Annotated in this window: 18 protein-coding genes, 2 tRNA genes and 2 rRNA genes; 9 read left to right on the top strand and 13 right to left on the bottom strand. The window is 48.8% G+C overall.

The window, feature by feature from the left end; all coding sequences use genetic code 11:
- Positions 1–7 precede the first annotated feature (7 nt).
- The gene (gene corA, locus MKZ32_RS14220; RefSeq protein WP_239797861.1) at positions 8–967 is read right to left on the bottom strand and encodes a magnesium/cobalt transporter CorA; all 960 of its coding nucleotides are present in this window, start codon (positions 965–967) and stop codon (positions 8–10) included.
- 490 nt (positions 968–1,457) lie between these two features.
- On the opposite strand from corA, the gene MKZ32_RS14215 reads away from it, so the two are divergent.
- On the top strand, positions 1,458–1,916 hold the full coding sequence (locus tag MKZ32_RS14215; RefSeq protein WP_239797860.1) for a DUF1579 domain-containing protein: 459 nt from the start codon (positions 1,458–1,460) through the stop codon (positions 1,914–1,916).
- A gap of 45 nt (positions 1,917–1,961) precedes the next feature.
- Here MKZ32_RS14215 and MKZ32_RS15525 read toward each other — a convergent pair whose 3' ends face one another.
- From MKZ32_RS15525 to ybeY, 9 genes are all read right to left on the bottom strand, one after another.
- On the bottom strand, positions 1,962–2,090 hold the full coding sequence (locus tag MKZ32_RS15525; protein ID WP_275584304.1) for a hypothetical protein: 129 nt from the start codon (positions 2,088–2,090) through the stop codon (positions 1,962–1,964).
- 259 nt (positions 2,091–2,349) lie between these two features.
- Positions 2,350–2,826: a transcription antitermination factor NusB gene (gene nusB / locus MKZ32_RS14210; protein ID WP_239797859.1), complete on the bottom strand. Its 477-nt coding sequence runs from the start codon at positions 2,824–2,826 to the stop codon at positions 2,350–2,352.
- Positions 2,823–3,275: a 6,7-dimethyl-8-ribityllumazine synthase gene (ribH, locus tag MKZ32_RS14205; protein WP_239797858.1), complete on the bottom strand. Its 453-nt coding sequence runs from the start codon at positions 3,273–3,275 to the stop codon at positions 2,823–2,825. Before ribH ends, nusB begins: the two co-directional genes overlap by 4 nt.
- Before the next feature lie 89 nt (positions 3,276–3,364).
- Complete coding sequence (gene ribBA, locus MKZ32_RS14200) at positions 3,365–4,459, bottom strand: bifunctional 3,4-dihydroxy-2-butanone-4-phosphate synthase/GTP cyclohydrolase II (RefSeq protein ID WP_239797857.1); 1,095 nt, start codon at positions 4,457–4,459, stop codon at positions 3,365–3,367.
- A gap of 5 nt (positions 4,460–4,464) precedes the next feature.
- Complete coding sequence (locus MKZ32_RS14195; protein WP_239797856.1) at positions 4,465–5,055, bottom strand: riboflavin synthase; 591 nt, start codon at positions 5,053–5,055, stop codon at positions 4,465–4,467.
- A 450-nt stretch (positions 5,056–5,505) separates the two neighbouring features.
- Positions 5,506–6,618 carry a bifunctional diaminohydroxyphosphoribosylaminopyrimidine deaminase/5-amino-6-(5-phosphoribosylamino)uracil reductase RibD gene (gene ribD, locus MKZ32_RS14190; RefSeq protein ID WP_239797855.1) on the bottom strand — a complete coding sequence of 371 codons (1,113 nt, stop codon included), beginning with the start codon at positions 6,616–6,618 and terminating at the stop codon, positions 5,506–5,508.
- A gap of 2 nt (positions 6,619–6,620) precedes the next feature.
- Positions 6,621–7,100: a transcriptional regulator NrdR gene (gene nrdR, locus MKZ32_RS14185; RefSeq protein WP_239797854.1), complete on the bottom strand. Its 480-nt coding sequence runs from the start codon at positions 7,098–7,100 to the stop codon at positions 6,621–6,623.
- A 92-nt stretch (positions 7,101–7,192) separates the two neighbouring features.
- Complete coding sequence (gene glyA / locus MKZ32_RS14180; protein WP_239797853.1) at positions 7,193–8,464, bottom strand: serine hydroxymethyltransferase; 1,272 nt, start codon at positions 8,462–8,464, stop codon at positions 7,193–7,195.
- A gap of 123 nt (positions 8,465–8,587) precedes the next feature.
- Entirely contained in the window at positions 8,588–9,067 is a 480-nt protein-coding gene (gene ybeY / locus MKZ32_RS14175; protein ID WP_239797852.1) for an rRNA maturation RNase YbeY, read from the bottom strand.
- A 224-nt stretch (positions 9,068–9,291) separates the two neighbouring features.
- Between ybeY and tsaD the strand changes: the two genes are divergently transcribed.
- Entirely contained in the window at positions 9,292–10,314 is a 1,023-nt protein-coding gene (gene tsaD, locus MKZ32_RS14170) for a tRNA (adenosine(37)-N6)-threonylcarbamoyltransferase complex transferase subunit TsaD (RefSeq protein ID WP_239797851.1), read from the top strand.
- On the opposite strand, the gene plsY is transcribed toward tsaD, so the two are convergent.
- Positions 10,302–10,916, bottom strand: coding sequence for a glycerol-3-phosphate 1-O-acyltransferase PlsY (gene plsY, locus MKZ32_RS14165; RefSeq protein WP_239797850.1), 615 nt, complete (start codon positions 10,914–10,916; stop codon positions 10,302–10,304). The two genes, tsaD and plsY, sit on opposite strands and share 13 nt — an antisense overlap.
- Positions 10,917–11,010: 94 nt before the next feature.
- Between plsY and folB the strand changes: the two genes are divergently transcribed.
- A complete protein-coding gene (gene folB, locus MKZ32_RS14160; RefSeq protein WP_239797849.1) occupies positions 11,011–11,373 on the top strand; it encodes a dihydroneopterin aldolase in 363 nt (120 codons plus the stop codon).
- A gap of 29 nt (positions 11,374–11,402) precedes the next feature.
- Here folB and tyrS read toward each other — a convergent pair whose 3' ends face one another.
- The gene (tyrS, locus tag MKZ32_RS14155; RefSeq protein WP_239797848.1) at positions 11,403–12,599 is read right to left on the bottom strand and encodes a tyrosine--tRNA ligase; all 1,197 of its coding nucleotides are present in this window, start codon (positions 12,597–12,599) and stop codon (positions 11,403–11,405) included.
- A 636-nt stretch (positions 12,600–13,235) separates the two neighbouring features.
- Here tyrS and MKZ32_RS14150 point away from each other — a divergent pair.
- On the top strand, positions 13,236–13,727 hold the full coding sequence (locus MKZ32_RS14150; protein WP_239797847.1) for a hypothetical protein: 492 nt from the start codon (positions 13,236–13,238) through the stop codon (positions 13,725–13,727).
- Positions 13,688–13,993, top strand: coding sequence for a hypothetical protein (locus tag MKZ32_RS14145; RefSeq protein WP_239797846.1), 306 nt, complete (start codon positions 13,688–13,690; stop codon positions 13,991–13,993). The genes MKZ32_RS14150 and MKZ32_RS14145 overlap by 40 nt, the downstream gene beginning before the upstream one ends.
- A gap of 238 nt (positions 13,994–14,231) precedes the next feature.
- On the opposite strand, the gene MKZ32_RS14140 is transcribed toward MKZ32_RS14145, so the two are convergent.
- Positions 14,232–14,837, bottom strand: a complete 606-nt coding sequence (locus MKZ32_RS14140) for a 2OG-Fe(II) oxygenase (RefSeq protein WP_239797845.1) — start codon at positions 14,835–14,837, stop codon at positions 14,232–14,234.
- Positions 14,838–15,408: 571 nt separating this feature from the next.
- Between MKZ32_RS14140 and MKZ32_RS14135 the strand changes: the two genes are divergently transcribed.
- The 4 genes from MKZ32_RS14135 (at position 15,409) to MKZ32_RS14120 (ending at position 20,405) form a co-directional block, all read left to right on the top strand.
- A 16S ribosomal RNA gene (locus MKZ32_RS14135) occupies positions 15,409–16,948 on the top strand.
- Between the two features lie 122 nt (positions 16,949–17,070).
- Positions 17,071–17,147 (top strand) — tRNA-Ile (locus MKZ32_RS14130).
- 5 nt (positions 17,148–17,152) lie between these two features.
- Positions 17,153–17,228 (top strand) — tRNA-Ala (locus MKZ32_RS14125).
- Positions 17,229–17,518: 290 nt separating this feature from the next.
- A 23S ribosomal RNA gene (locus MKZ32_RS14120) occupies positions 17,519–20,405 on the top strand.
- The 16S and 23S rRNA genes sit together here with 2 tRNA genes alongside, the layout of an rRNA operon.
- The last annotated feature ends 11 nt before the right edge of the window (positions 20,406–20,416 follow it).

Raw genomic sequence — 20,416 nt, 5'->3', positions numbered from 1 at the left:
AACGGGGCTATTTCAACCAACCCTTGCGATGGAATATCCAGAATGGCACCACCACCGACAACGCCATTAACAAAAGTGCAAAGGGATAACCCAGGCTCCAGTTGAGTTCAGGCATATGCGCGAAATTCATGCCATAGATGGAGGCAATAAGCACCGGCGGCAACAGTGCCACCGAGGACACGGAGAACAGGCGCACAACTTTGTTCTGGTTGACGTTAATAAAGCTGATGGTCGCGACCATCAGGAAGTTGATCTTGTCGAACAGGAAACTGGTGTGCCCGTCCAGTGAGTCGATGTCCTGCATGATTTGGCGCACATCGTCAATTTGTATAGGCGTGAGCAGTTTACTGCGCATCAGAAAAGATATTGCTCTGCGAGTATCCATGACGTTGCGGCGTATACTCCCATTGAGGTGCTCAGCATGTGCGATATTGATCAATACGGAAGAAGCATGCTTGTCGCTGAGCTTGGCATTGAGTACCTTGCTGCTCACTTGCCCCAGATCGGCATACACTCCTTCCAGCGCATCGGCGGAGAACTCCATATCCATTGAATACAAATTAATCAGCACATCCTTGCAGTCCTCCAGATCGTCTGGCTGCCCGTGGTTTGTCAAACGCCTTTGGTAAAACACCGGCAAGTCTTCCTCATGCACGCTGAAAAGAGTGTTACCGGACAGCACAAAAGCCACAGTGACACTGCGTGAACTACTTTCTTTGCCGAGCAGGAAATCGGAGCGCAAATGCAGCTCATCGTTTTCCTCATGGAATCGTGCGCTGGCCTCGATATCTCGTAGATGCTCGGGCTTTGGCAAAGTCAAGTGATAAGCTTGCTCTATCCATTTACGCTCCTCGTCAGTGGGTGCAACAACGTCAATCCATATCGGATGATCGGTGCGAAGGTCATCTTGCTCATCCACATGTATTTTACTCAGACGGCCGTTGCTGAGTGTGTAGGCGTTGATCATGGTAAATTTCCTGTATTGCGTGCTGTAAGCCTAGCAGAAATTATGGGTAACTTAAAAATTGGTAACCTCACAAAAATCCGGATGTATGGCTGCAATTTTTACCTGCCCTCAAAATAATCGATTGAAAGCTTGGCAAAAATAGGGGCCCATGTATGGAGCTGAGGAACCCGGTAGATACAAGGTTGCTGAATAACGTATTCCCATTGTTGCCTCCACGCCTCATAGTTAAATTTTGAGGCGACAACTAGCCTGACACAGGGGGAGCCTACCTAAGCATAAAATCCAATCAGCCCATTAAACACGTTGCCATGCTCGCATATTAAAATTTCTATGTCTCCAAAATAAGCAATTTGCTTATTCACTTTTTTGTGCATCACCTTATTATTAGATGTTATATGGTTTGGTTTTTATATAAACTACGCAAACCTGAAAGCGCAAAGTTACATGACCGAGTTTTTCTGCGTATCTCGTCACATTTAAGGGGGCATCAATGAATTCCAAACCGCAAAAAGAACACCAGTGGTTGCAAAAACTTGTCGGGGAGTGGATATATGAAGGTCAGCCGCCGGTGAGCCTCACAGGGATGCAAAGCGTTCGGTCACTTGGTGGCCTTTGGTTTTTATGTGAAGGACATTCTGAAATACACGGTGGGGGAACATTGACGATCATGACGCTTGGCTATGATCCAGTTAAAAAGCGGTACATAGGTACTTTTATAGGATCAATGATGCCTCATATGTGGATTTATGAGGGCGAATTGGATTCGACAGGCAATAAATTGACGCTGAACACAGAAGGCCCAAGCTTTACAGCTGGGGCGGATGGAGCTAAGTATAAGGACGTGATCGAATTTATAAATGATGATCATCGCGTGCTATCTTCAAACTCCCTAGGCGATGACGGGAAGTGGCACAATTTCATGACAGCACACTACCGGCGAATTAAGTAACCAAGTATGGGACGAAGGGCTAAATAATATGTACAACATTACTGATCACATGCGCGGTGTATAGAAACTTTCCAATTGGCTTTGTGCGATCCGCTCGGACAAACGGCGGCCCACCACATCCTGGCAGGCTCGGTCAGCCGACAGAATTTGGCCAACAAACAGCCGTATCAACACGATTACTTGAAAAATACTTGACTTTAAAGACGGTATCTACCGGGCTTGGGGGCCGGTAAGTGCGATGAGTCTCTGTTTCTTCGACTCCGTATGGAAATTGTCATCGGAAGTAACAAATAGTTGGCGCTTGCTCCAAGCGTGACGGTTTAGCTACCGGCGTAAAGTTAATAATTGGAGCGGTAAGCTGAGGACGTTTCTGTGATTAGAATGGAGAATTGATTTGTTTGACCTTGCAGGGCTGATACGCCTGCAACCACCTTCACACGACAATTTTGCCGCTATCTCCGCCTACTTCAACTGCGCGAACTTGCGCGGTCACTTTGTCCAGAACGCCGTTAACGAACTTGTGTCCGTCTGTACCACCAAAGGTTTTGGCAAGTTCTACCGCTTCGTTGATAACCACACGATAGGGAATTTCTGGATGATATATTAATTCATATGCGCCGATCAGCAGCACAGAAAACTCAACTGGACTGAGTTCATCCAGGGTGCGATCAAGATGCATGGCAACAACCGTCTCAAGTTCGGTATGTTGTGTCAGTACGCCACGCAGCAGCTTACTGAAAAACTCCGCATCGTAGCGCCCCATCCCCTTTTCAGCGCGAATCTGTTTTTCGATTTGCTCTTGGTCGTCGTTAGTCAAGCGCCACTGATAGATACCCTGCAAAGCTAGTTCGCGCGAGCGGCGGCGGGAACTTTTGGGAAGTGCTTTCGCCTTGGTTGCGGGTTCGCTCATGCCAATTCCTTCAATAAATTTGCCATCTCAATCGCTACTAGTGCAGCTTCCATGCCTTTAGTATTCATACGCTCCTCTGCCTGCTCATCGACATCGGTTGTGAGAATGGCATTGGCGATGGGCAAGCCGCCATGCAGTTGCACTTCGCTTACCCCGCGTGCGGATTCATTTGCCACAATTTCGAAGTGGTAAGTGTCCCCGCGAATTACCGCACCCAGTGCGATAAGCGCGTCGAACCTTCCGCTTTGCGCCATGCGTTGCAGCACCAACGGGATTTCCAATGCACCTGGTACGCTTACCAGTGTAATATCCGCATCGCTGACACCTTGCTGGATAAGCTGCGCTCGGCAGGCAGCCAGAAGACCTTCGCAAATCACAGGATTGAAGCGGCTTTGTACGATGCCAATACGCATTCCCGCGCCGTTCAGATTCTTTTCGATTTCTTTCATAATTTATCCTGATAGCCCGCCCAGCTTACCTTGGTCAGGAAAGACTGGAAGAGCTTGTAATGTGACGAGTAATTGGAGATGCTCCCGATTTATTCGGGTTGTGCATAACCCACAACTTCCAAACCAAATCCCGTCATGCTCGGTAGCTTGCGCGGGGTAGCAAGCAGGCGCATTTTGCCGACATTCAGATCGCGCAGAATCTGCGCACCAATGCCGTAACTGCGTAAATCCCACTGGGGAATATGGTGTGCCTCAGGCATTACTACAGCACGCGCTAACAAGTCACTCGAGGTTTCGTTGCGATGCAATAACACCAACACTCCGGCGGATGAGAGACTAATTTTCAGCATTGCATCATGCACACTGATTGAATTCTTGAAACTTGCCTGTTCCAGAAAATCCAGAACTGATAGTGGTTCATGCACGCGCACCAGGGTCTCAATTTGCGGCTGGATGTCACCCTTAACCAAAGCCAGATGGGTGCGCTGCGTAGTTTTGTCCACATAGCTGATTAGATCAAACACGCCATAAGCAGTTTGCACGGTACGTTTTGCCACGCGCTCAACCAACTTTTCATGCTGGCTACGATGTTCGATCAGGTCGGCGATGGTGCCGATTTTCAAGCCATGCAGTTGCGCGAAGGCTATCAGGTCGGGCAAACGTGCCATCTCGCCGTCATCTTTTAAGATTTCGCAGATAACCGAGGCGGGGGTCAGCCCCGCCAATTGCGCCAAATCACAACCCGCTTCGGTATGACCAGCGCGCACCAGTACACCGCCTTTCTGCGCCATCAGCGGGAAAATATGTCCCGGCTGTACGATGTCAGCAGGCTTGGCATTTTTATTCACGGAAACCTGCACGGTGCGCGCACGATCGGTTGCAGAAATCCCCGTCGTCACACCGCTCGCCGCTTCAATGGAAAGTGTGAAATTGGTACCCAACGGTGAACCATTGTCGCGCACCATTAATGGCAGGTTAAGTTGCTTGCAATGCGTGTCGGTCAATGTAAGACAAATCAGTCCGCGCCCATGCTTGGCCATGAAATTTATTTTCTCAGGCGTAACAAATTCGGCGGCAAACAATAGATCGCCTTCGTTCTCACGGTCTTCTTCGTCCACCAGCACCACCATGTTTCCGGCGCGGATTTCGGCAATAATCTCTTGTATCGGTGCAATATCTGTCATGTTTACTAACCTCGTGCCTGCATAATACGTTCAACGTAACGCGCGATAAGGTCAATTTCCACATTGACCTTATCGCCAGCACGCAATTCATTCAGCGTGGTTACCTCTAATGTGTACGGAATCAAATTTACGCTGAACACATCACCTTCAACCTGATTCACTGTCAGGCTCACCCCATTGATTGTGATGGAACCTTTTACCGCGATGTATTTTGCCAATAATTGCGGCACACGCACGCTAAGTTTCCAGCTTTCATTTAGGTCGGTGAATTCCACTACCTCGCCCACGCCATCCACATGGCCACTCACCAGATGCCCGCCCAGCCGGTCAGCCAAGCGCAGCGCTTTTTCCAGATTGACACGAACACCCTCAATCAGCCCGACCGTACAATTCAATGTCTCGCGCGAGACATTTACGCTGAAACGATTACCCTCAATTTTTACGACAGTCAGACACACGCCGTTCACAGCCATGCTGTCGCCAAGTTGCACGTCTTCCATGCCGAGCGCACGAGTGATTACGGAGAGATCCAAGCCTCCATCACGGTCTTCCGTGCATTCAATGATACCTACATCTGCGATGATGCCACTAAACATGTTTTATTCTAATTTCGTTGGATGCATGCAACTTAACGTATGCCAACAATTCTTTCCATAGATGTTTGGCTTGCATAATGAACTCAATTAAATTTGTCCAGAATATTGCATATATATGTTGATTACGCATGACCGGATGTTCTCCTTTATTACTATTTTCAGGTGAAACATTTCAATAACTGGAAAATATTTAAATAGTCGGCTATTCATTTTTATTTTCAGCAACAGAGAGGATTTTTTGTTCAGCCGATAGAAACAATTTCATCGAAATTTTGTTCCACACAGGTCACATTTGGATTGGTTTTTTAATATGTTTCTACTACGCTTGAATTGATTTTCACTCCCCTGCGAGTATCTTTAATCTAGCTGTATGAGCTCACCTGTTCAGTAAAATAAACAATCGTTGTGAGCGGTAATTCTTACGTGATGTATGCCCGAATAAATATTCTTTTATGCATGCTTCACTCGTGCCACGATACGCAAATCCTTACCGACATTACGCACATCCTGCCATTCCAGTTCCACGCGCTGGTCCAGCATCGTTAATTCACCCAGTTGCGCCATACCGCGCGCCATGTCACCCAGCAACTGCGGTGCCACATAAAGCACCAACTCATCCACCAGTCCTGCCTGGAGCAGCGCACCATTCAATATACTACCGGCTTCCACCAGCACTTCGTTGCAGCCGCTTGCAGCCAGATCGCGTAGCATCGCAATTAGATCTACACGCCCACACACATCCGGCAACACGATTACGCGCGCACCCAATTTTTCGAGTGCGGCCATTTTTTGTAAATCGGGTGTGGCAGTGTAAATCACCACATTACCATCACACAGGATGCGTGCCGTTAGCGGCAATTGCAGTTGGCTATCCAACACTGCACGCAATGGTTGACGTATGGCTTTTATTTTAGAGGCACCCAATTTTGGCTCACGCACGTTAAGCCGCGGATCATCAGCCCGCACCGTACCGATGCCGGTCAGCACCGCGCAGGAGCGCCCGCGCCAGTGTTGCACATCTTGCCGTGCTGCTGCTCCAGTAATCCACTGGCTTCTGCCATTATTCAAGGCGGTGCGTCCATCCAGACTCATGGCGATCTTGCTGCGTAGCCATGGGAAACCGCGCGTCATACGTGAAAAAAATCCAATGTTCAATTCACGTGCCGCACCTTCCATCAATCCGCACTCGACCTCGATACCTGCAGCGCGTAATTTTTCTATGCCTTTTCCTGCCACTTGCGGATTCGGGTCTTGCATTGCCGCTACCACGCGTATCACACCTGCACTTATCAACGCATCGGCGCAAGGGGGGGTTCTGCCCTGATGGCTGCAAGGTTCCAGCGTAACGTAAACAGTTGCACCGCGCGCCGCTTCGCCGGCTGCACGCAATGCATGCACTTCCGCATGAGGCTCGCCAGCATATTGGTGCCAACCTTCTCCCACTATCTGGTCGTCGCGTACCAGCACACAACCGACCCTCGGATTGGGGCTGGTGCTATACAGACCACGCTCTGCCAGCTGCAACGCATTAGCCATCCACAAGCTATCTTGCGGGGACAGCATGTTTAACTCGCTCGCGATTTGTATTTTGCAGGCGCTTTGCGCACTGCCTCGACCGCCTCAGAAAAATCCTTCACATCCTGGAAGCTCTTGTACACCGAAGCGAAACGAATGTAGGCCACCTTGTCCAGCTTCAGCAATTCCTTCATGACCATCTCACCGATTTGCCGCGAACCGATCTCACGTTCGCCGAGAGCGAACACTCTTTGTGTCACATGATCTATGGCTGCATCCACCAGCTCTGTAGGAACCGGGCGCTTGTGCAATGCACGATTAAAACTTGTGCTCAGCTTTTCTGTATCGAATTCAGTGCGCATGCCGTTCTGTTTGACCACCTGCGGCATTCGCAACTCGACCGTTTCATAGGTGGTGAAGCGTTTTTCGCAAGATAGGCAGCGGCGGCGGCGGCGGATGCTATCGCCTTCTTCGTTTTCGCGTGTGTCCACCACTTGGGTGTCGGGGCCTTTGCAAAAAGGACATTTCATAGGATTGAAGAATGAAAAGCGGGAAACGATAATCGAAAAAATGAAATTGAGGCATCACGAAACGAACAAAGAATCGTCATGCCTCGGCTTTTTTAATCCTCTTTCCTTCTTTTGTTATTGTGACCATATACTGGAAATTTCGCGCACAGCTGCTTCACATCTACAGTCACGCGGTTAATCACCGCATCGTCATTCGGTGTATTCAGTACATCCGCAATCAGGTGCGCCAGCTTCTCCGCTTCCAATTCTTTAAAGCCGCGCGTGGTCATCGCCGGGCTACCGATGCGAATACCGCTGGTAACGAATGGTTTTTGTGGGTCGTTAGGGATGGCGTTCTTGTTCACTGTGATGTGCGCACGCCCCAGCGCCGTCTCGGCGTCCTTACCAGTGATGTGCTTGGATTGCAGATCCACCAGGAACATATGGCAGTCGGTATGTCCGGACACAATGCGTAGACCGCGTTCCTGTAATACCTTAGCCATCACACGGGCGTTATCAATTACCTGTTTCTGGTATTCCTTGAATTCCTTGCTCATCGCCTCTTTAAACGCCACGGCTTTGGCGGCGATTACATGCATCAAGGGACCACCCTGTATACCAGGGAATATCGCGGAATTAAGCACTTTCTCAAATTCCGCCTTAGCTAGGATAATGCCGCCACGTGGGCCGCGCAATGTCTTATGGGTGGTACTGGTGACAAAATCAGCGATGCCCACCGGGTTGGGATAATAACCCGCCGCCACCAGCCCGGCGTAATGAGCCATGTCCACGAATAAATATGCCCCCACGCTGTCGGCGATGGCGCGAAAGCGCTTCCAGTCGATCACCAGCGCATAGGCGGAAGCACCGGCAACGATCATCTTGGGCTTATGTTCTTGAGCCAGTTTTTCCACTGCGTCGTAGTCAATCTCTTCTTTTTCGTTGAGGCCGTAAACAATGGCGTGATACAGCTTGCCACTAAGATTCACAGAAGCGCCATGAGTCAGATGGCCGCCATGCGCCAGCGACATGCCGAGTATGGTATCGCCCGGTTTGAGCACCGACATGTATACCGCTTGATTGGCTTGCGAGCCGGAATGTGGTTGCACATTGGCATACTCAGCACCGAACAAAGCCTTTACGCGATCAATTGCCAGTTGTTCCGCCACATCCACGTATTCGCAGCCGCCGTAGTAGCGCTTTCCGGGATACCCTTCGGCATACTTGTTGGTCAGCTTGCTGCCCTGCGCTTCCATCACTGCCGGGCTGGTGTAATTTTCTGAAGCGATCAGCTCAATATGATCTTCCTGTCGGCGATTTTCATCCTGGATCGCTGCCCATAATTCGGGGTCGGTGTGAGCAATAGTGTTTTTGCTAGAGAACATGACGGATTTCCAATAGGTCAGTGAAAAGGGAAGGCGTGTATTTTATCACGTTGGTCGGGAACAAACTTGTTACAGCTGCATGGGCGTATGCGCTACGTGGCTTACTTCTTAAACTGCTTTGAATCAAGCCTCGCTTTCTACAACTTTGTAAGGATCAACATACCTTAATTTTGCCAGCAACTTGGTTTCAAGCGCTTCCATTACAGCGGCATCCTGTTCATTTTCGTGGTCATATCCTTGCAAATGTAGGGCAGCATGGATGGCGAGGTGAGCGTAGTGAGCTCGCAAATCCTTGTGTTGCTCGCGTGCTTCCTGTTCTACCACTGGCGTGCAGATTACGATATCGCCATAGAGTAAATCGGCATTATTAGGCAACTGGTCGGTATCTGCATATACAAATGTAAGTACGTTAGTAGCGTAATCCTTGCCGCGAAATTTTTTGTTCAGCGCCCGCCCTTCTATTTCGTCGACGATACGCAGCACGATTTGCACATCGCGTTGCAAAGCCGTCTTTATCCAACGGCGGAACTGCTGACGTGTGGGCAGATTCATTCCCCCGACCGCATATTGCACTGACAGTGATAGTTTATGTGCAGTCATCATCTTCAATTCAAAACCAAGTTAGCGAACAACGTGTTCTATGCACTATAGATGCGATAATAGCGGTTCTCCCAAATACTCAGAAGCGATCTCGCAATAATTTCATCTGATTTTTGTCAAGTACCAGCCGGAACATGGAGATTCAGATAATTAATTCGGTAGTTCCAGCCAGGAGTTATACATCACGCAAACGCTACAATATGTCCTCATTATAAATAACTGTCACTATGAAACTGATTTTGGGTATTGAAAGCTCGTGCGATGAAACCGGTGTCGCTATATATCACGCCGAGCGTGGATTGTTAGCGCATGCACTGCATACACAAGTGGCTATGCATAATGAATACGGCGGTGTAGTGCCGGAACTGGCGTCACGCGATCACATCCGTCGCATGCTTCCCTTAATACGTTTGGTAGCCGATGAAGCTGGATGCCGTCTGCAACATTTGAACGCCATTGCGTATACCCAAGGTCCGGGTTTGTCTGGTGCATTATTAGTAGGCGCAAGTATCGCTTGTTCGCTGGCGTATTCACTGAATATTCCGGCCATTGGCATCCACCATTTGGAAGGACATTTGTTATCCCCACTTTTATCCGATTCCACACTGAAATTTCCTTTCATCGCGCTATTAGTTTCCGGCGGGCATACCCAGCTTATGCGCGTGGATGGTGTGGGCAAATATACTTTATTAGGGGAAACATTGGACGATGCCGCTGGTGAAGCTTTTGATAAGAGTGCCAAGCTTCTTGGTCTTTGCTACCCAGGAGGCCCCGAACTGGCTAAACTGGCTAATCAAGGTCGGCCCGGTCATTTTCATTTGCCACGCCCTATGCAGCATAGCGGCAATCTGGATTTCAGTTTCAGCGGACTGAAAACTGCAGTACTAACCCTAACTCGCCAACACACACTAGATGAACAAACTCGTGCTGACATTGCGTATGCAACGCAAGAAGCAATTGTGGAAGTGCTGACTACCAAGTCGTTGGCTGCACTAAAACAAACTGGACTTAATCAATTAGTGATCGCCGGCGGGGTAGGTGCAAACCAACATCTTCGTGCGCAACTAAATGAAGCGGCCAGTAAAAATGGCTTTCGAGTGTTCTATCCTGATCTTGAGTTTTGCACTGATAACGGTGCCATGATCGCTTTTGCCGCGGCACTACGCCTGCAGAAGCAAGAGATGAAAAGTGATTACCGTTTCAATGTCAGGCCGCGCTGGGACTTGCAACAATTCAACTATTCCGAATGACTGTCTTTCTTCTTAGCAATGCGGCTTTCCTTGCCTGCTAATAAATTCTGAATGTTGCTCTTGTGGCGCCAGAACAACAATAATGAGATCCCGACCAACGTGAATACGTACTCAGACGGCAAGGCCAATGCCATAGCATAGATAGGCGCACCCACGGCCGCCAGCAATGCTGCCAGTGACGATAGGCGGAATATCAATGCCACCAATATCCAAGTTGCCAATACCGCCAATCCCAACCACACATTAAGCGCCAGCAGCACACCTAATGCAGTAGCCACGCCCTTGCCGCCTTTGAAGCGCAGGAATATAGGAAAAAGGTGACCAAAAAATACTGCAAGCGCCACTGCTGCAATTAGCAGCGAATTGCCATCCTGTGGCTCAAAACGTTGAGCCACCCACACCGCCAGCCAGCCCTTCGCTGCATCACCCAACAGTGTCAATATCGCAGCCCATTTGTTCCCACTACGCAGCACATTAGTCGCACCCGGATTATGCGAACCGTAAGTGCGTGGATCGGGCAGTGCGAATAATCGGCTCATTATCACCGCGAAAGAAATTGAACCCAATAAATAAGCACACACAATAAAAACCAAGATTTTCATTTGAAATACCTTAAAATGGGCTAGTGGCAAACTCTTTTTTTGAATTTGTTAAAATAAGCAAACGCCAAGCCAATCAAACTCAAACAGTTTTTTCATGGATATTATTTTTCTACGCGAACTCAAAGTTGAAACGCTCATTGGTGTATACGAATGGGAGAAGCGCGTTCCGCAAACTTTGCAGCTAGATATGGAGATTGCCCTGCCAAATGCTCGTGCTTGTCAGAGTGACGATATACACGATGCACTTGATTACTCCGAAATTGTGCGCCACATCCAAAGCGCGCTAAGCAACCACCACTTCAACCTGCTAGAAGCGCTGGCCGAACGCATTGCCCAGATTCTGCTTATCGACTTCAATGTGCCATGGGTCAAAGTTAGCGTTGCCAAATTAAATGCCATACGTGACAGTCGTATGGTGGGCATCAGCATCGAACGCAGGCAGGCTAAACCAAACTGAAACTAAAATTTCAAATACCTAACTTTAGTCTATTTTACCGTTACTCGCGCAAATTTGCGCTTGCCTACTTGAGCCACTACCACTGCCCCTGTTTGTAGTTGAAGGGCTTTGTCGATTACCCGTTCGCCGTCCAGCTTTACTGCTCCCTGAGTAATCATACGCAGAGCTTCCGATGTGCTTTCTACCAGCCCAGCCTGCTTGAGTAATTGAGTAATGCCGATAATCCCTGTACTAGCGGAAACCGTTACTTCCGGCATGTCTTCTGGCAGCACACCTTGTTTGAAACGAGCCTCGAATTCAGCTAACGCTTTTTCGGCTGCGGCTCGGCTATGGAAGCGCGTAACTATTTCTTGCGCCAGCAATACTTTAATATCGCGCGGATTACGTTCTTGCTCTACCTCTGCCCGCCATTTGGCAATGGTACTCATAGACTCAAATGACAGCAACTCCAGATAACGCCACATCAATTTGTCTGAAACAGACATTAATTTGCCAAACATTTCCTGGGGTGACTCGTTGATGCCGATATAATTACCAAGGGATTTGGACATCTTGTTTACCCCATCCAACCCTAATAATAATGGCATGGTAAGCACGCACTGCGGAGGCTGGCCGTAATGTTTTTGTAGCTCACGTCCCATGAGCAGGTTGAATTTTTGATCTGAACCACCTAACTCTAGGTCAGCTTTAAGCGCTACTGAATCGTAACCCTGTATCAGAGGGTAAATAAATTCATGGATAGCGATTGCCTGACTGTTCTTGTAGCGTTTGCCGAAATCATCGCGCTCCAGCATACGCGCAACAGTATGGGTAGCTGCTAGCTTAATCAAGTCAGCCGCACTAAATTTGTCCATCCAAGTAGAATTAAAAACAATTTCGGTTTTATCCGGATCCAGAACCTTGAATACTTGCTCACGGTAACTTTCTGCATTTTCTAATACCTGTTCGCGTGATAGCGGTGGGCGAGTTGTATTTTTGCCAGTCGGATCGCCTATCATGCCGGTAAAATCGCCAATCAAAAATAGCGCATGGTGACCAAGCTCCTGTAACTGCCTCATTTTGTTGAGCAATACAGTATGCCCAAGATGTAAATCCGGTGCGGTTGGATCAAACCCGGCCTTGATTCGCAAAGGACGATCCAGCACCAATTTGTGATTTAATTCAGTTTCCAACAGCAGCTCGTCGCAACCACGTTTGATCACGTCTATTGATTCTTGTATGGTCATGTTGAGCAGATTCTTTTATGTTCGTTATCAAGTGGGGTAAATAATCACTCATTTGTAAAACTACATGGAGCTTGCAATTTATGTGGGTATTTTTGATATATTTAAATAGCCATAAAAATGTAAACTATTATTTATAGAACATAATATTATTACATGTAGTTTGAGATAATTTTTTATTTTACCTCAAGTAAAATCGTTTCATTACTTTAAAAAACCATAAGGTTTTTTTATTTATCAGTATTTTGTTGACCGCAAAGGTTACTAATTAGATCGATTATTTCCCCAGTTGGTTTTTTTTAACCTAGCTTAATTCATTAGACCAGTTTTCTTCAGTTATGCCCCAGATTGAGGTAAATTGAAAAAAATGGACACCAATGTTTGGTTAAACTTGAATCGGAAGTGTCAAATGAAGCAAGGCATACTGAGAGTGACCTACAGCAAGGAGTGTCGATAGCACGTGGTCAAGCAAGTAGTGTTGCCAAACCCATCTTCATTCGGATGCAGGCCGCTCCTAAATCATCCGCTCTAACTCTCAAGAGGTTGCCTATGAAAAACGCTTACTGTCCGAAGTTATTTGTTGTGCTCGTCAGCCTGTGCATGGGGCTGGGTACGATGTTGGTGTAGGGAGCTGAAGGGGTGGCGACTTCGGCCTCCATCTCGTCGTTGGCGCCGGGCGCAGTCAAATGGCACCCTGGCCATTATGCGGCAGTGGACAAAAAGCAAAACGACAAGTCGGCGTATCTCAAAGGCCTGTACGTCGATCTTGATGCCACCCCTGCGTTGCGCGGTGTGTTGCTTCGTTTCACCTGGTCTGAACTCGAACCCACCAGGGGCAACTACGATTTCAGCGCGATAGAAAAGCATTTGAGCGAACTGGCCGCGCACCACAAGCAATTGATCTTGCTGGTGGAAACAAAAAGTTTCGGCTATCCCAATGAAGTTCCTATCGTGCCCGACTATGTGCTCAATGATCCGCAGTCCGAAGGTGCTGTGTTCAAGTTCCCGGCAGGTCCGGGCGCGGTGAATGGCCAAAGGCGAACCGGGCGGCGTGGCAGCAATTTGAAGTTGTGGAACCCGCAGGTTTACGAATGCTTGTTTACAGCTATTACCCCAAGCTTGCCGGCATAGTGCCCTTGGCGCCGATGGTTGCGGCGGGTAATTATATCGCCGCACGGCATGGTGGCTCAGCCGATGAAGCGCCCCGCGTGGACCAGCTCTATGACTTTGCGCGCGATCGCCTGAAAGCCAATTACATTTTTTGGGCGCGCCCACCGGATAGATCGAGGTATTTCCCGCAGGTGCTCGACATATTGAACCAGCCTGCATTGCGCGCTGATCCGGCGGGCGGGTTGAGTAAAGCCTGTCCAAGCGTGTTTGCTTTCTGCGTGAATTGACCGAACTCTGGCTTCCAGGACGACAGCCGGCTCAAGAGTGGGCAAGGAGTAAGCGCGAGGTTCCTGCTTTTGACTCGATCGAACTGGGTAAAAGGGGTGTAGGCAGGCAATTTGAGAGAAACCGGTAAGGTGCTGAGGCCGCTTACTGGAATTGAAGTGGATCTGACAAGATCAAACTAGAATTTATGGAATGCAAAACAGCCAGCAGCAAGAGGTGAACTTTGAAATTGAATCCGCGTTATTTTAAATCCTCAACGGAAATTCCATATTCAGAAGACCATGGAACAGGCCATGCCCAAACAGTTAATGAGAATTTAGTTCCAGATGTTACGTCAAGAACTTGATGGGGGTGCGTAACCTGTCCCGGCCAAAAAAGAGCATGTCCAACGGGAAGATTTTTGTTATTGTAATCTTGTCGAGGAAAAACAAGGTCGCCCCCAGTAAAGCCATCATTAAGCTTTACAAGCATTGACACCATAGAGACGTCATGATGTAGCTTCATATTCTTTGCATCATTTTCTCCGTAACGTACAAAATAAGGAGAGGTAAATCCTAGGATATTCAACAGTGGAAATACATAAAGAAGCGAAGGTAGGCATTTGCCCATAATTTGCTTGCAAATATCTATTGAAAATACTCTGCTCAAATTATGAAGGTTAAGTTCAGAAGTGGAATACCCATCTGGATTGTGCGCATAAAATAATTCTGGTCTTGAATCTAACTCTTTAATAAGATCTGCACAATATTCAGGCGTCCAAAAAGGAGTCGAATATATATCATTGGCGACCTCTGTGAATACCCCACATTTATTTGCTATGTAATCTTTGCTATGTAAAATTTTCATTCTAAATTTAATTCAAAAAAGCCAGAATCTCTGGTTCGTCAGTTTTTAAATAATATAAAAATACATGCATATATTGCTGGCCATCATTACAGAGCCCACCTCCAGCTCAGGAGGCTACGGCTAATCATGGCACAAAAACGATAGAACTTCTAGACGTGTTTATGCTGCCTATGCAGAGGTCTGATCGAAGCGTAATGCGGCTGCAGGGGCCGTCAATGCGTTTTAAACCCACTCGTGATTATGCTAACCGGATTAAGTACGAATTCATGTACTACAAGTCTGAGAAGTATATTTGCGTGCTACACAACAAAATGCTTGACCATCGTTATTTGCTCTGTATAATGCGCCCCTCTCGTTGCTACGGCAGCCCGTTCTTTAAAAGTTTACAGACAACCGACGAGTGTGGGTACATGCGCTGAGGTATTGATGGTCAGGCGAATTAGTTTGCATGATCATCATGACTCAAGACATAAAAGCAGTACCTCACACGAAGTCGAAGAAATGAAATATTGATTCGCTTTGAGTGAGATCGATTTGCCTGCGAGGGCAGATCAAATTAAGCATAGAGATTGAACTGAAGAGTTTGATCCTGGCTCAGATTGAACGCTGGCGGCATGCTTTACACATGCAAGTCGAACGGCAGCACGGGGGCAACCTTGGTGGCGAGTGGCGAACGGGTGAGTAATATATCGGAACGTACCCGGAAATGGGGGATAACGTAGCGAAAGTTACGCTAATACCGCATATGCCCTAAGGGGGAAAGCGGGGGATTCGTAAGAACCTCGCGTTTTCGGAGCGGCCGATATCGGATTAGCTAGTAGGTGAGGTAAAGGCTCACCTAGGCGACGATCCGTAGCTGGTCTGAGAGGACGACCAGCCACACTGGAACTGAGACACGGTCCAGACTCCTACGGGAGGCAGCAGTGGGGAATTTTGGACAATGGGCGCAAGCCTGATCCAGCCATGCCGCGTGAGTGAAGAAGGCCTTCGGGTTGTAAAGCTCTTTCAGCCGGAAAGAAAACGCACGGGTTAATACCCTGTGTGGATGACGGTACCGGAAGAAGAAGCACCGGCTAACTACGTGCCAGCAGCCGCGGTAATACGTAGGGTGCGAGCGTTAATCGGAATTACTGGGCGTAAAGCGTGCGCAGGCGGTTTTGTAAGACAGATGTGAAATCCCCGGGCTTAACCTGGGAACTGCATTTGTGACTGCAAGGCTAGAGTACGGCAGAGGGGGGTAGAATTCCACGTGTAGCAGTGAAATGCGTAGATATGTGGAGGAATACCGATGGCGAAGGCAGCCCCCTGGGTCGATACTGACGCTCATGCACGAAAGCGTGGGGAGCAAACAGGATTAGATACCCTGGTAGTCCACGCCCTAAACGATGTCAACTAGGTGTTGGGGGAGGAGACTTCCTTAGTACCGCAGCTAACGCGTGAAGTTGACCGCCTGGGGAGTACGGTCGCAAGATTAAAACTCAAAGGAATTGACGGGGACCCGCACAAGCGGTGGATTATGTGGATTAATTCGATGCAACGCGAAAAACCTTACCTACCCTTGACATGCCAGGAACTTGCCAGAGATGGCTTGGTGCCCGAAAGGGAACCTGGACACAGGTGCTGCATGGCTGTCGTCAGCTCGTGTCGTGAGATGTTGGGTTAAGTCCCGCAACGAGCGCAACCCTTGTCATTAATTGCCATCATTTAGTTGGGCACTTTAATGAGACTGCCGGTGACAAACCGGAGGAAGGTGGGGATGACGTCAAGTCCTCATGGCCCTTATGGGTAGGGCTTCACACGTAATACAATGGTCGGTACAGAGGGTTGCCAACCCGCGAGGGGGAGCTAATCTCAGAAAGCCGATCGTAGTCCGGATTGGAGTCTGCAACTCGACTCCATGAAGTCGGAATCGCTAGTAATCGCGGATCAGCATGTCGCGGTGAATACGTTCCCGGGTCTTGTACACACCGCCCGTCACACCATGGGAGCGGGTTCTACCAGAAGCAGCTAGCCTAACCGCAAGGGGGGCGGTTGCCACGGTAGGGTTCGTGACTGGGGTGAAGTCGTAACAAGGTAGCCGTATCGGAAGGTGCGGCTGGATCACCTCCTTTCTAGAGAAGCCTTGGCGTACGTATCCACACTCATCGGTTGTCTAAACTAAAGTAGTGAGGTGGCTGGAGTGAGGACTGAGGTTTGATTCTCATGCCTGACCTCTCGCTTCTCACGCTTAATAGGGTCTGTAGCTCAGTTGGTTAGAGCACACGCTTGATAAGCGTGGGGTCGGTGGTTCGAGTCCACCCAGACCCACCAAGCATGGGGGATTAGCTCAGCTGGGAGAGCACCTGCTTTGCAAGCAGGGGGTCGTCGGTTCGATCCCGTCATCCTCCACCATTTACCGTGACACATTAATAATGTTCAAAGTAAGAACCTATATCCAAGCTATTTGTTTTGATATTGGCTTTTGCTAATAGTAGTTCTTTAAAAATCTGGAAGAAGTAAAAAGTGATTCACGCACAAGCGTTAATAGGGCAACCTGTTAATGCGCGTGCATGAAAAACTTGGGTTTTGATTGTATCAAGCCGTAACCATTCAAGTCGGATGGAAGCGGTCACAAACGCAAGACAAAAAAACTTGTAACGAAAAGCTTTGGTTTCTAAAAGACTGAGGGTTTAATGTTATAGGGTCAAGCGAATAAGTGCATGTGGTGGATGCCTTGGCGATTACAGGCGACGAAAGACGTGTAAGCCTGCGAAAAGCTACGGGGAGCTGGCAATAAAGCTTTGATCCGTAGATATCTGAATGGGGAAACCCGGCCCGCAAGGGTCACTCCTGACTGAATACATAGGTCAGGTAGAGCGAACCCGGTGAACTGAAACATCTAAGTAGCCGGAGGAAAAGAAATCAACCGAGATTCCGAGAGTAGTGGCGAGCGAAATCGGAGGAGCCTTCAACCTTTAGCTTCTGAATTAGTGGAACAGTCTGGAAAGTCTGGCCATAGTGGGTGATAGCCCCGTACGCGAAAATTCAGGAGTGGAAATAGGGTTGGAACAAGTAGGGCGGGACACGAGAAATCCTGTCTGAATATGGGGGGACCATCCTCCAAGGCTAAATACTCGTAATCGACCGATAGTGAACCAGTACCGTGAGGGAAAGGCGAAAAGAACCCCGGAAGGGGAGTGAAATAGATCCTGAAACCGCATGCATACAAACAGTGGGAGCGGACTTGTTCCGTGACTGCGTACCTTTTGTATAATGGGTCAGCGACTTACATTCAGTAGCGAGCTTAACCGAATAGGGGAGGCGTAGCGAAAGCGAGTCTGATAAGGGCGATAGTTGCTGGGTGTAGACCCGAAACCAAGTGATCTATCCATGGCCAGGATGAAGGTGGGGTAACACTCACTGGAGGTCCGAACCCACTAATGTTGAAAAATTAGGGGATGAGCTGTGGATAGGGGTGAAAGGCTAAACAAACTTGGAAATAGCTGGTTCTCTCCGAAAACTATTTAGGTAGTGCCTCATGTATCACTCTCGGGGGTAGAGCACTGTCATGGCTAGGGGTCTATTGCTGATTACCAAACCATTGCAAACTCCGAATACCGAGAAGTGCGAGCATGGGAGACAGACATCGGGTGCTAACGTCCGGTGTCGAAAGGGAAACAACCCAGACCGCCGATTAAGGTCCCCAAGACATAGTTAAGTGGAAAACGAAGTGGGAAGGCTAAAACAGTCAGGATGTTGGCTTAGAAGCAGCCATCATTTAAAGAAAGCGTAATAGCTCACTGATCGAGTCGTCCTGCGCGGAAGATGTAACGGGGCTCAAACTATGCACCGAAATCGCGGATATGTACTTGTACATATGGTAGGAGAGCGTTCTGTAGGCCTGCGAAGGCAGCTTGAGAAGGCTGTTGGAGGTATCAGAAGTGCGAATGCTGACATGAGTAGCGATAAAGGGAGTGAAAGGCTCCCTCGCCGAAAGCCCAAGGTTTCCTGTGCAACGTTCATCGACGCAGGGTGAGTCGGCCCCTAAGGCGAGGCAGAAATGCGTAGTCGATGGGAAACAGGTTAATATTCCTGTACCTCAATACAATGCGATGTGGGGACGGAGAAGGTTAGGCAAGCCAAGTGTTGGACGTCTTGGTTTAAGCGTGTAGGGAGATCTCTTAGGTAAATCCGGGGGGTCAATTCTGAGGCGTGATGACGAGTGCCATTTAGGCGCGAAGTTGCTGATACCAAGCTTCCAAGAAAAGCCACTAAGCTTCAGTTGTATAGAGACCGTACCGCAAACCGACACAGGTGGGCAGGATGAGAATTCTAAGGCGCTTGAGAGAACTCGGGTGAAGGAACTCGGCAAATTTGCACCGTAACTTCGGGAGAAGGTGCGCCCCGGTAGAGTGTAGGACTTCGCGTCCGAAGCTCGATGGGGTTGCAGTGAAATGGTGGCTGCGACTGTTTAATAAAAACACAGCACTCTGCAAACACGAAAGTGGACGTATAGAGTGTGACTCCTGCCCGGTGCCGGAAGGTTAAATGATGGGGTGCAAGCTCTTGATTGAAGCCCCGGTAAACGGCGGCCGTAACTATAACGGTCCTAAGGTAGCGAAATTCCTTGTCGGGTAAGTTCCGACCTGCACGAATGGAGTAACGATGGCCACACTGTCTCCACCCGAGACTCAGCGAAGTTGAAATGTTTGTGAAGATGCAATCTACCCGCGGCTAGACGGAAAGACCCCATGCACCTTTACTGTAGCTTTGCATTGGACTTTGAACAGATCTGTGTAGGATAGGTGGGAGGCTTTGAAGCGGTGTCGCCAGACATCGTGGAGCCAACCTTGAAATACCACCCTGATGTGTTTGAGGTTCTAACCTAGGTCCGTAATCCGGATCGGGGACATTGCATGGTAGGCAGTTTGACTGGGGCGGTCTCCTCCCAAAGAGTAACGGAGGAGTACGAAGGTATCCTAGGTACGGTCGGACATCGTACTGATAGTGCAATGGCAAAAGGATGCTTGACTGCGAGACTGACAAGTCGAGCAGGTGCGAAAGCAGGTCATAGTGATCCGGTGGTTCTGTATGGAAGGGCCATCGCTCAACGGATAAAAGGTACGCTGGGGATAACAGGCTGATTCCTCCCAAGAGTTCATATCGACGGGGGAGTTTGGCACCTCGATGTCGGCTCATCACATCCTGGGGCTGTAGTCGGTCCCAAGGGTATGGCTGTTCGCCATTTAAAGTGGTACGTGAGCTGGGTTTAAAACGTCGTGAGACAGTTTGGTCCCTATCTGCCGTGGGCGCTGGAAATTTGAAGGGACCTGCTCCTAGTACGAGAGGACCGGAGTGGACGGATCTCTGGTGTACCGGTTATGACGCCAGTCGTATTGCCGGGTAGCTAAATCCGGAAGAGATAACCGCTGAAAGCATCTAAGCGGGAAACTCGCCTTAAGATGAGATTTCCCTGGGGACTCGATCCCCCTAAAGGGTCGTGGAAGACCACCACGTTGATAGGTCAGGTGTGGAAGCGCAGTAATGCGTTAAGCTAACTGATACTAATTGCCCGTGAGGCTTGACCCTATAACATTAAA

Origin of the sequence: Candidatus Nitrotoga arctica, from assembly GCF_918378365.1 — a bacterium.
GTDB lineage: Bacteria > Pseudomonadota > Gammaproteobacteria > Burkholderiales > Gallionellaceae > Nitrotoga > Nitrotoga arctica.
This window is presented reverse-complemented; position numbering and strand designations above follow the sequence as displayed.

Coding starts and splice junctions, on each gene's coding strand:
- nusB (WP_239797859.1), bottom strand. CDS start 2,826: ATGAGCGAACCCGCAACCAAGGCGAAAGCACTTCCCAAAAGTTCCCGC.
- MKZ32_RS14215 (WP_239797860.1), top strand. CDS start 1,458: ATGAATTCCAAACCGCAAAAAGAACACCAGTGGTTGCAAAAACTTGTC.
- ribH (WP_239797858.1), bottom strand. CDS start 3,275: ATGAAAGAAATCGAAAAGAATCTGAACGGCGCGGGAATGCGTATTGGC.
- MKZ32_RS14195 (WP_239797856.1), bottom strand. CDS start 5,055: ATGTTTAGTGGCATCATCGCAGATGTAGGTATCATTGAATGCACGGAA.
- tyrS (WP_239797848.1), bottom strand. CDS start 12,599: ATGACCATACAAGAATCAATAGACGTGATCAAACGTGGTTGCGACGAG.
- plsY (WP_239797850.1), bottom strand. CDS start 10,916: ATGAAAATCTTGGTTTTTATTGTGTGTGCTTATTTATTGGGTTCAATT.
- ribBA (WP_239797857.1), bottom strand. CDS start 4,459: ATGACAGATATTGCACCGATACAAGAGATTATTGCCGAAATCCGCGCC.
- folB (WP_239797849.1), top strand. CDS start 11,011: ATGGATATTATTTTTCTACGCGAACTCAAAGTTGAAACGCTCATTGGT.
- MKZ32_RS14145 (WP_239797846.1), top strand. CDS start 13,688: ATGCTTGTTTACAGCTATTACCCCAAGCTTGCCGGCATAGTGCCCTTG.
- nrdR (WP_239797854.1), bottom strand. CDS start 7,100: ATGAAATGTCCTTTTTGCAAAGGCCCCGACACCCAAGTGGTGGACACA.
- corA (WP_239797861.1), bottom strand. CDS start 967: ATGATCAACGCCTACACACTCAGCAACGGCCGTCTGAGTAAAATACAT.
- ybeY (WP_239797852.1), bottom strand. CDS start 9,067: ATGATGACTGCACATAAACTATCACTGTCAGTGCAATATGCGGTCGGG.
- MKZ32_RS14140 (WP_239797845.1), bottom strand. CDS start 14,837: ATGAAAATTTTACATAGCAAAGATTACATAGCAAATAAATGTGGGGTA.
- tsaD (WP_239797851.1), top strand. CDS start 9,292: ATGAAACTGATTTTGGGTATTGAAAGCTCGTGCGATGAAACCGGTGTC.
- ribD (WP_239797855.1), bottom strand. CDS start 6,618: ATGCTGTCCCCGCAAGATAGCTTGTGGATGGCTAATGCGTTGCAGCTG.
- glyA (WP_239797853.1), bottom strand. CDS start 8,464: ATGTTCTCTAGCAAAAACACTATTGCTCACACCGACCCCGAATTATGG.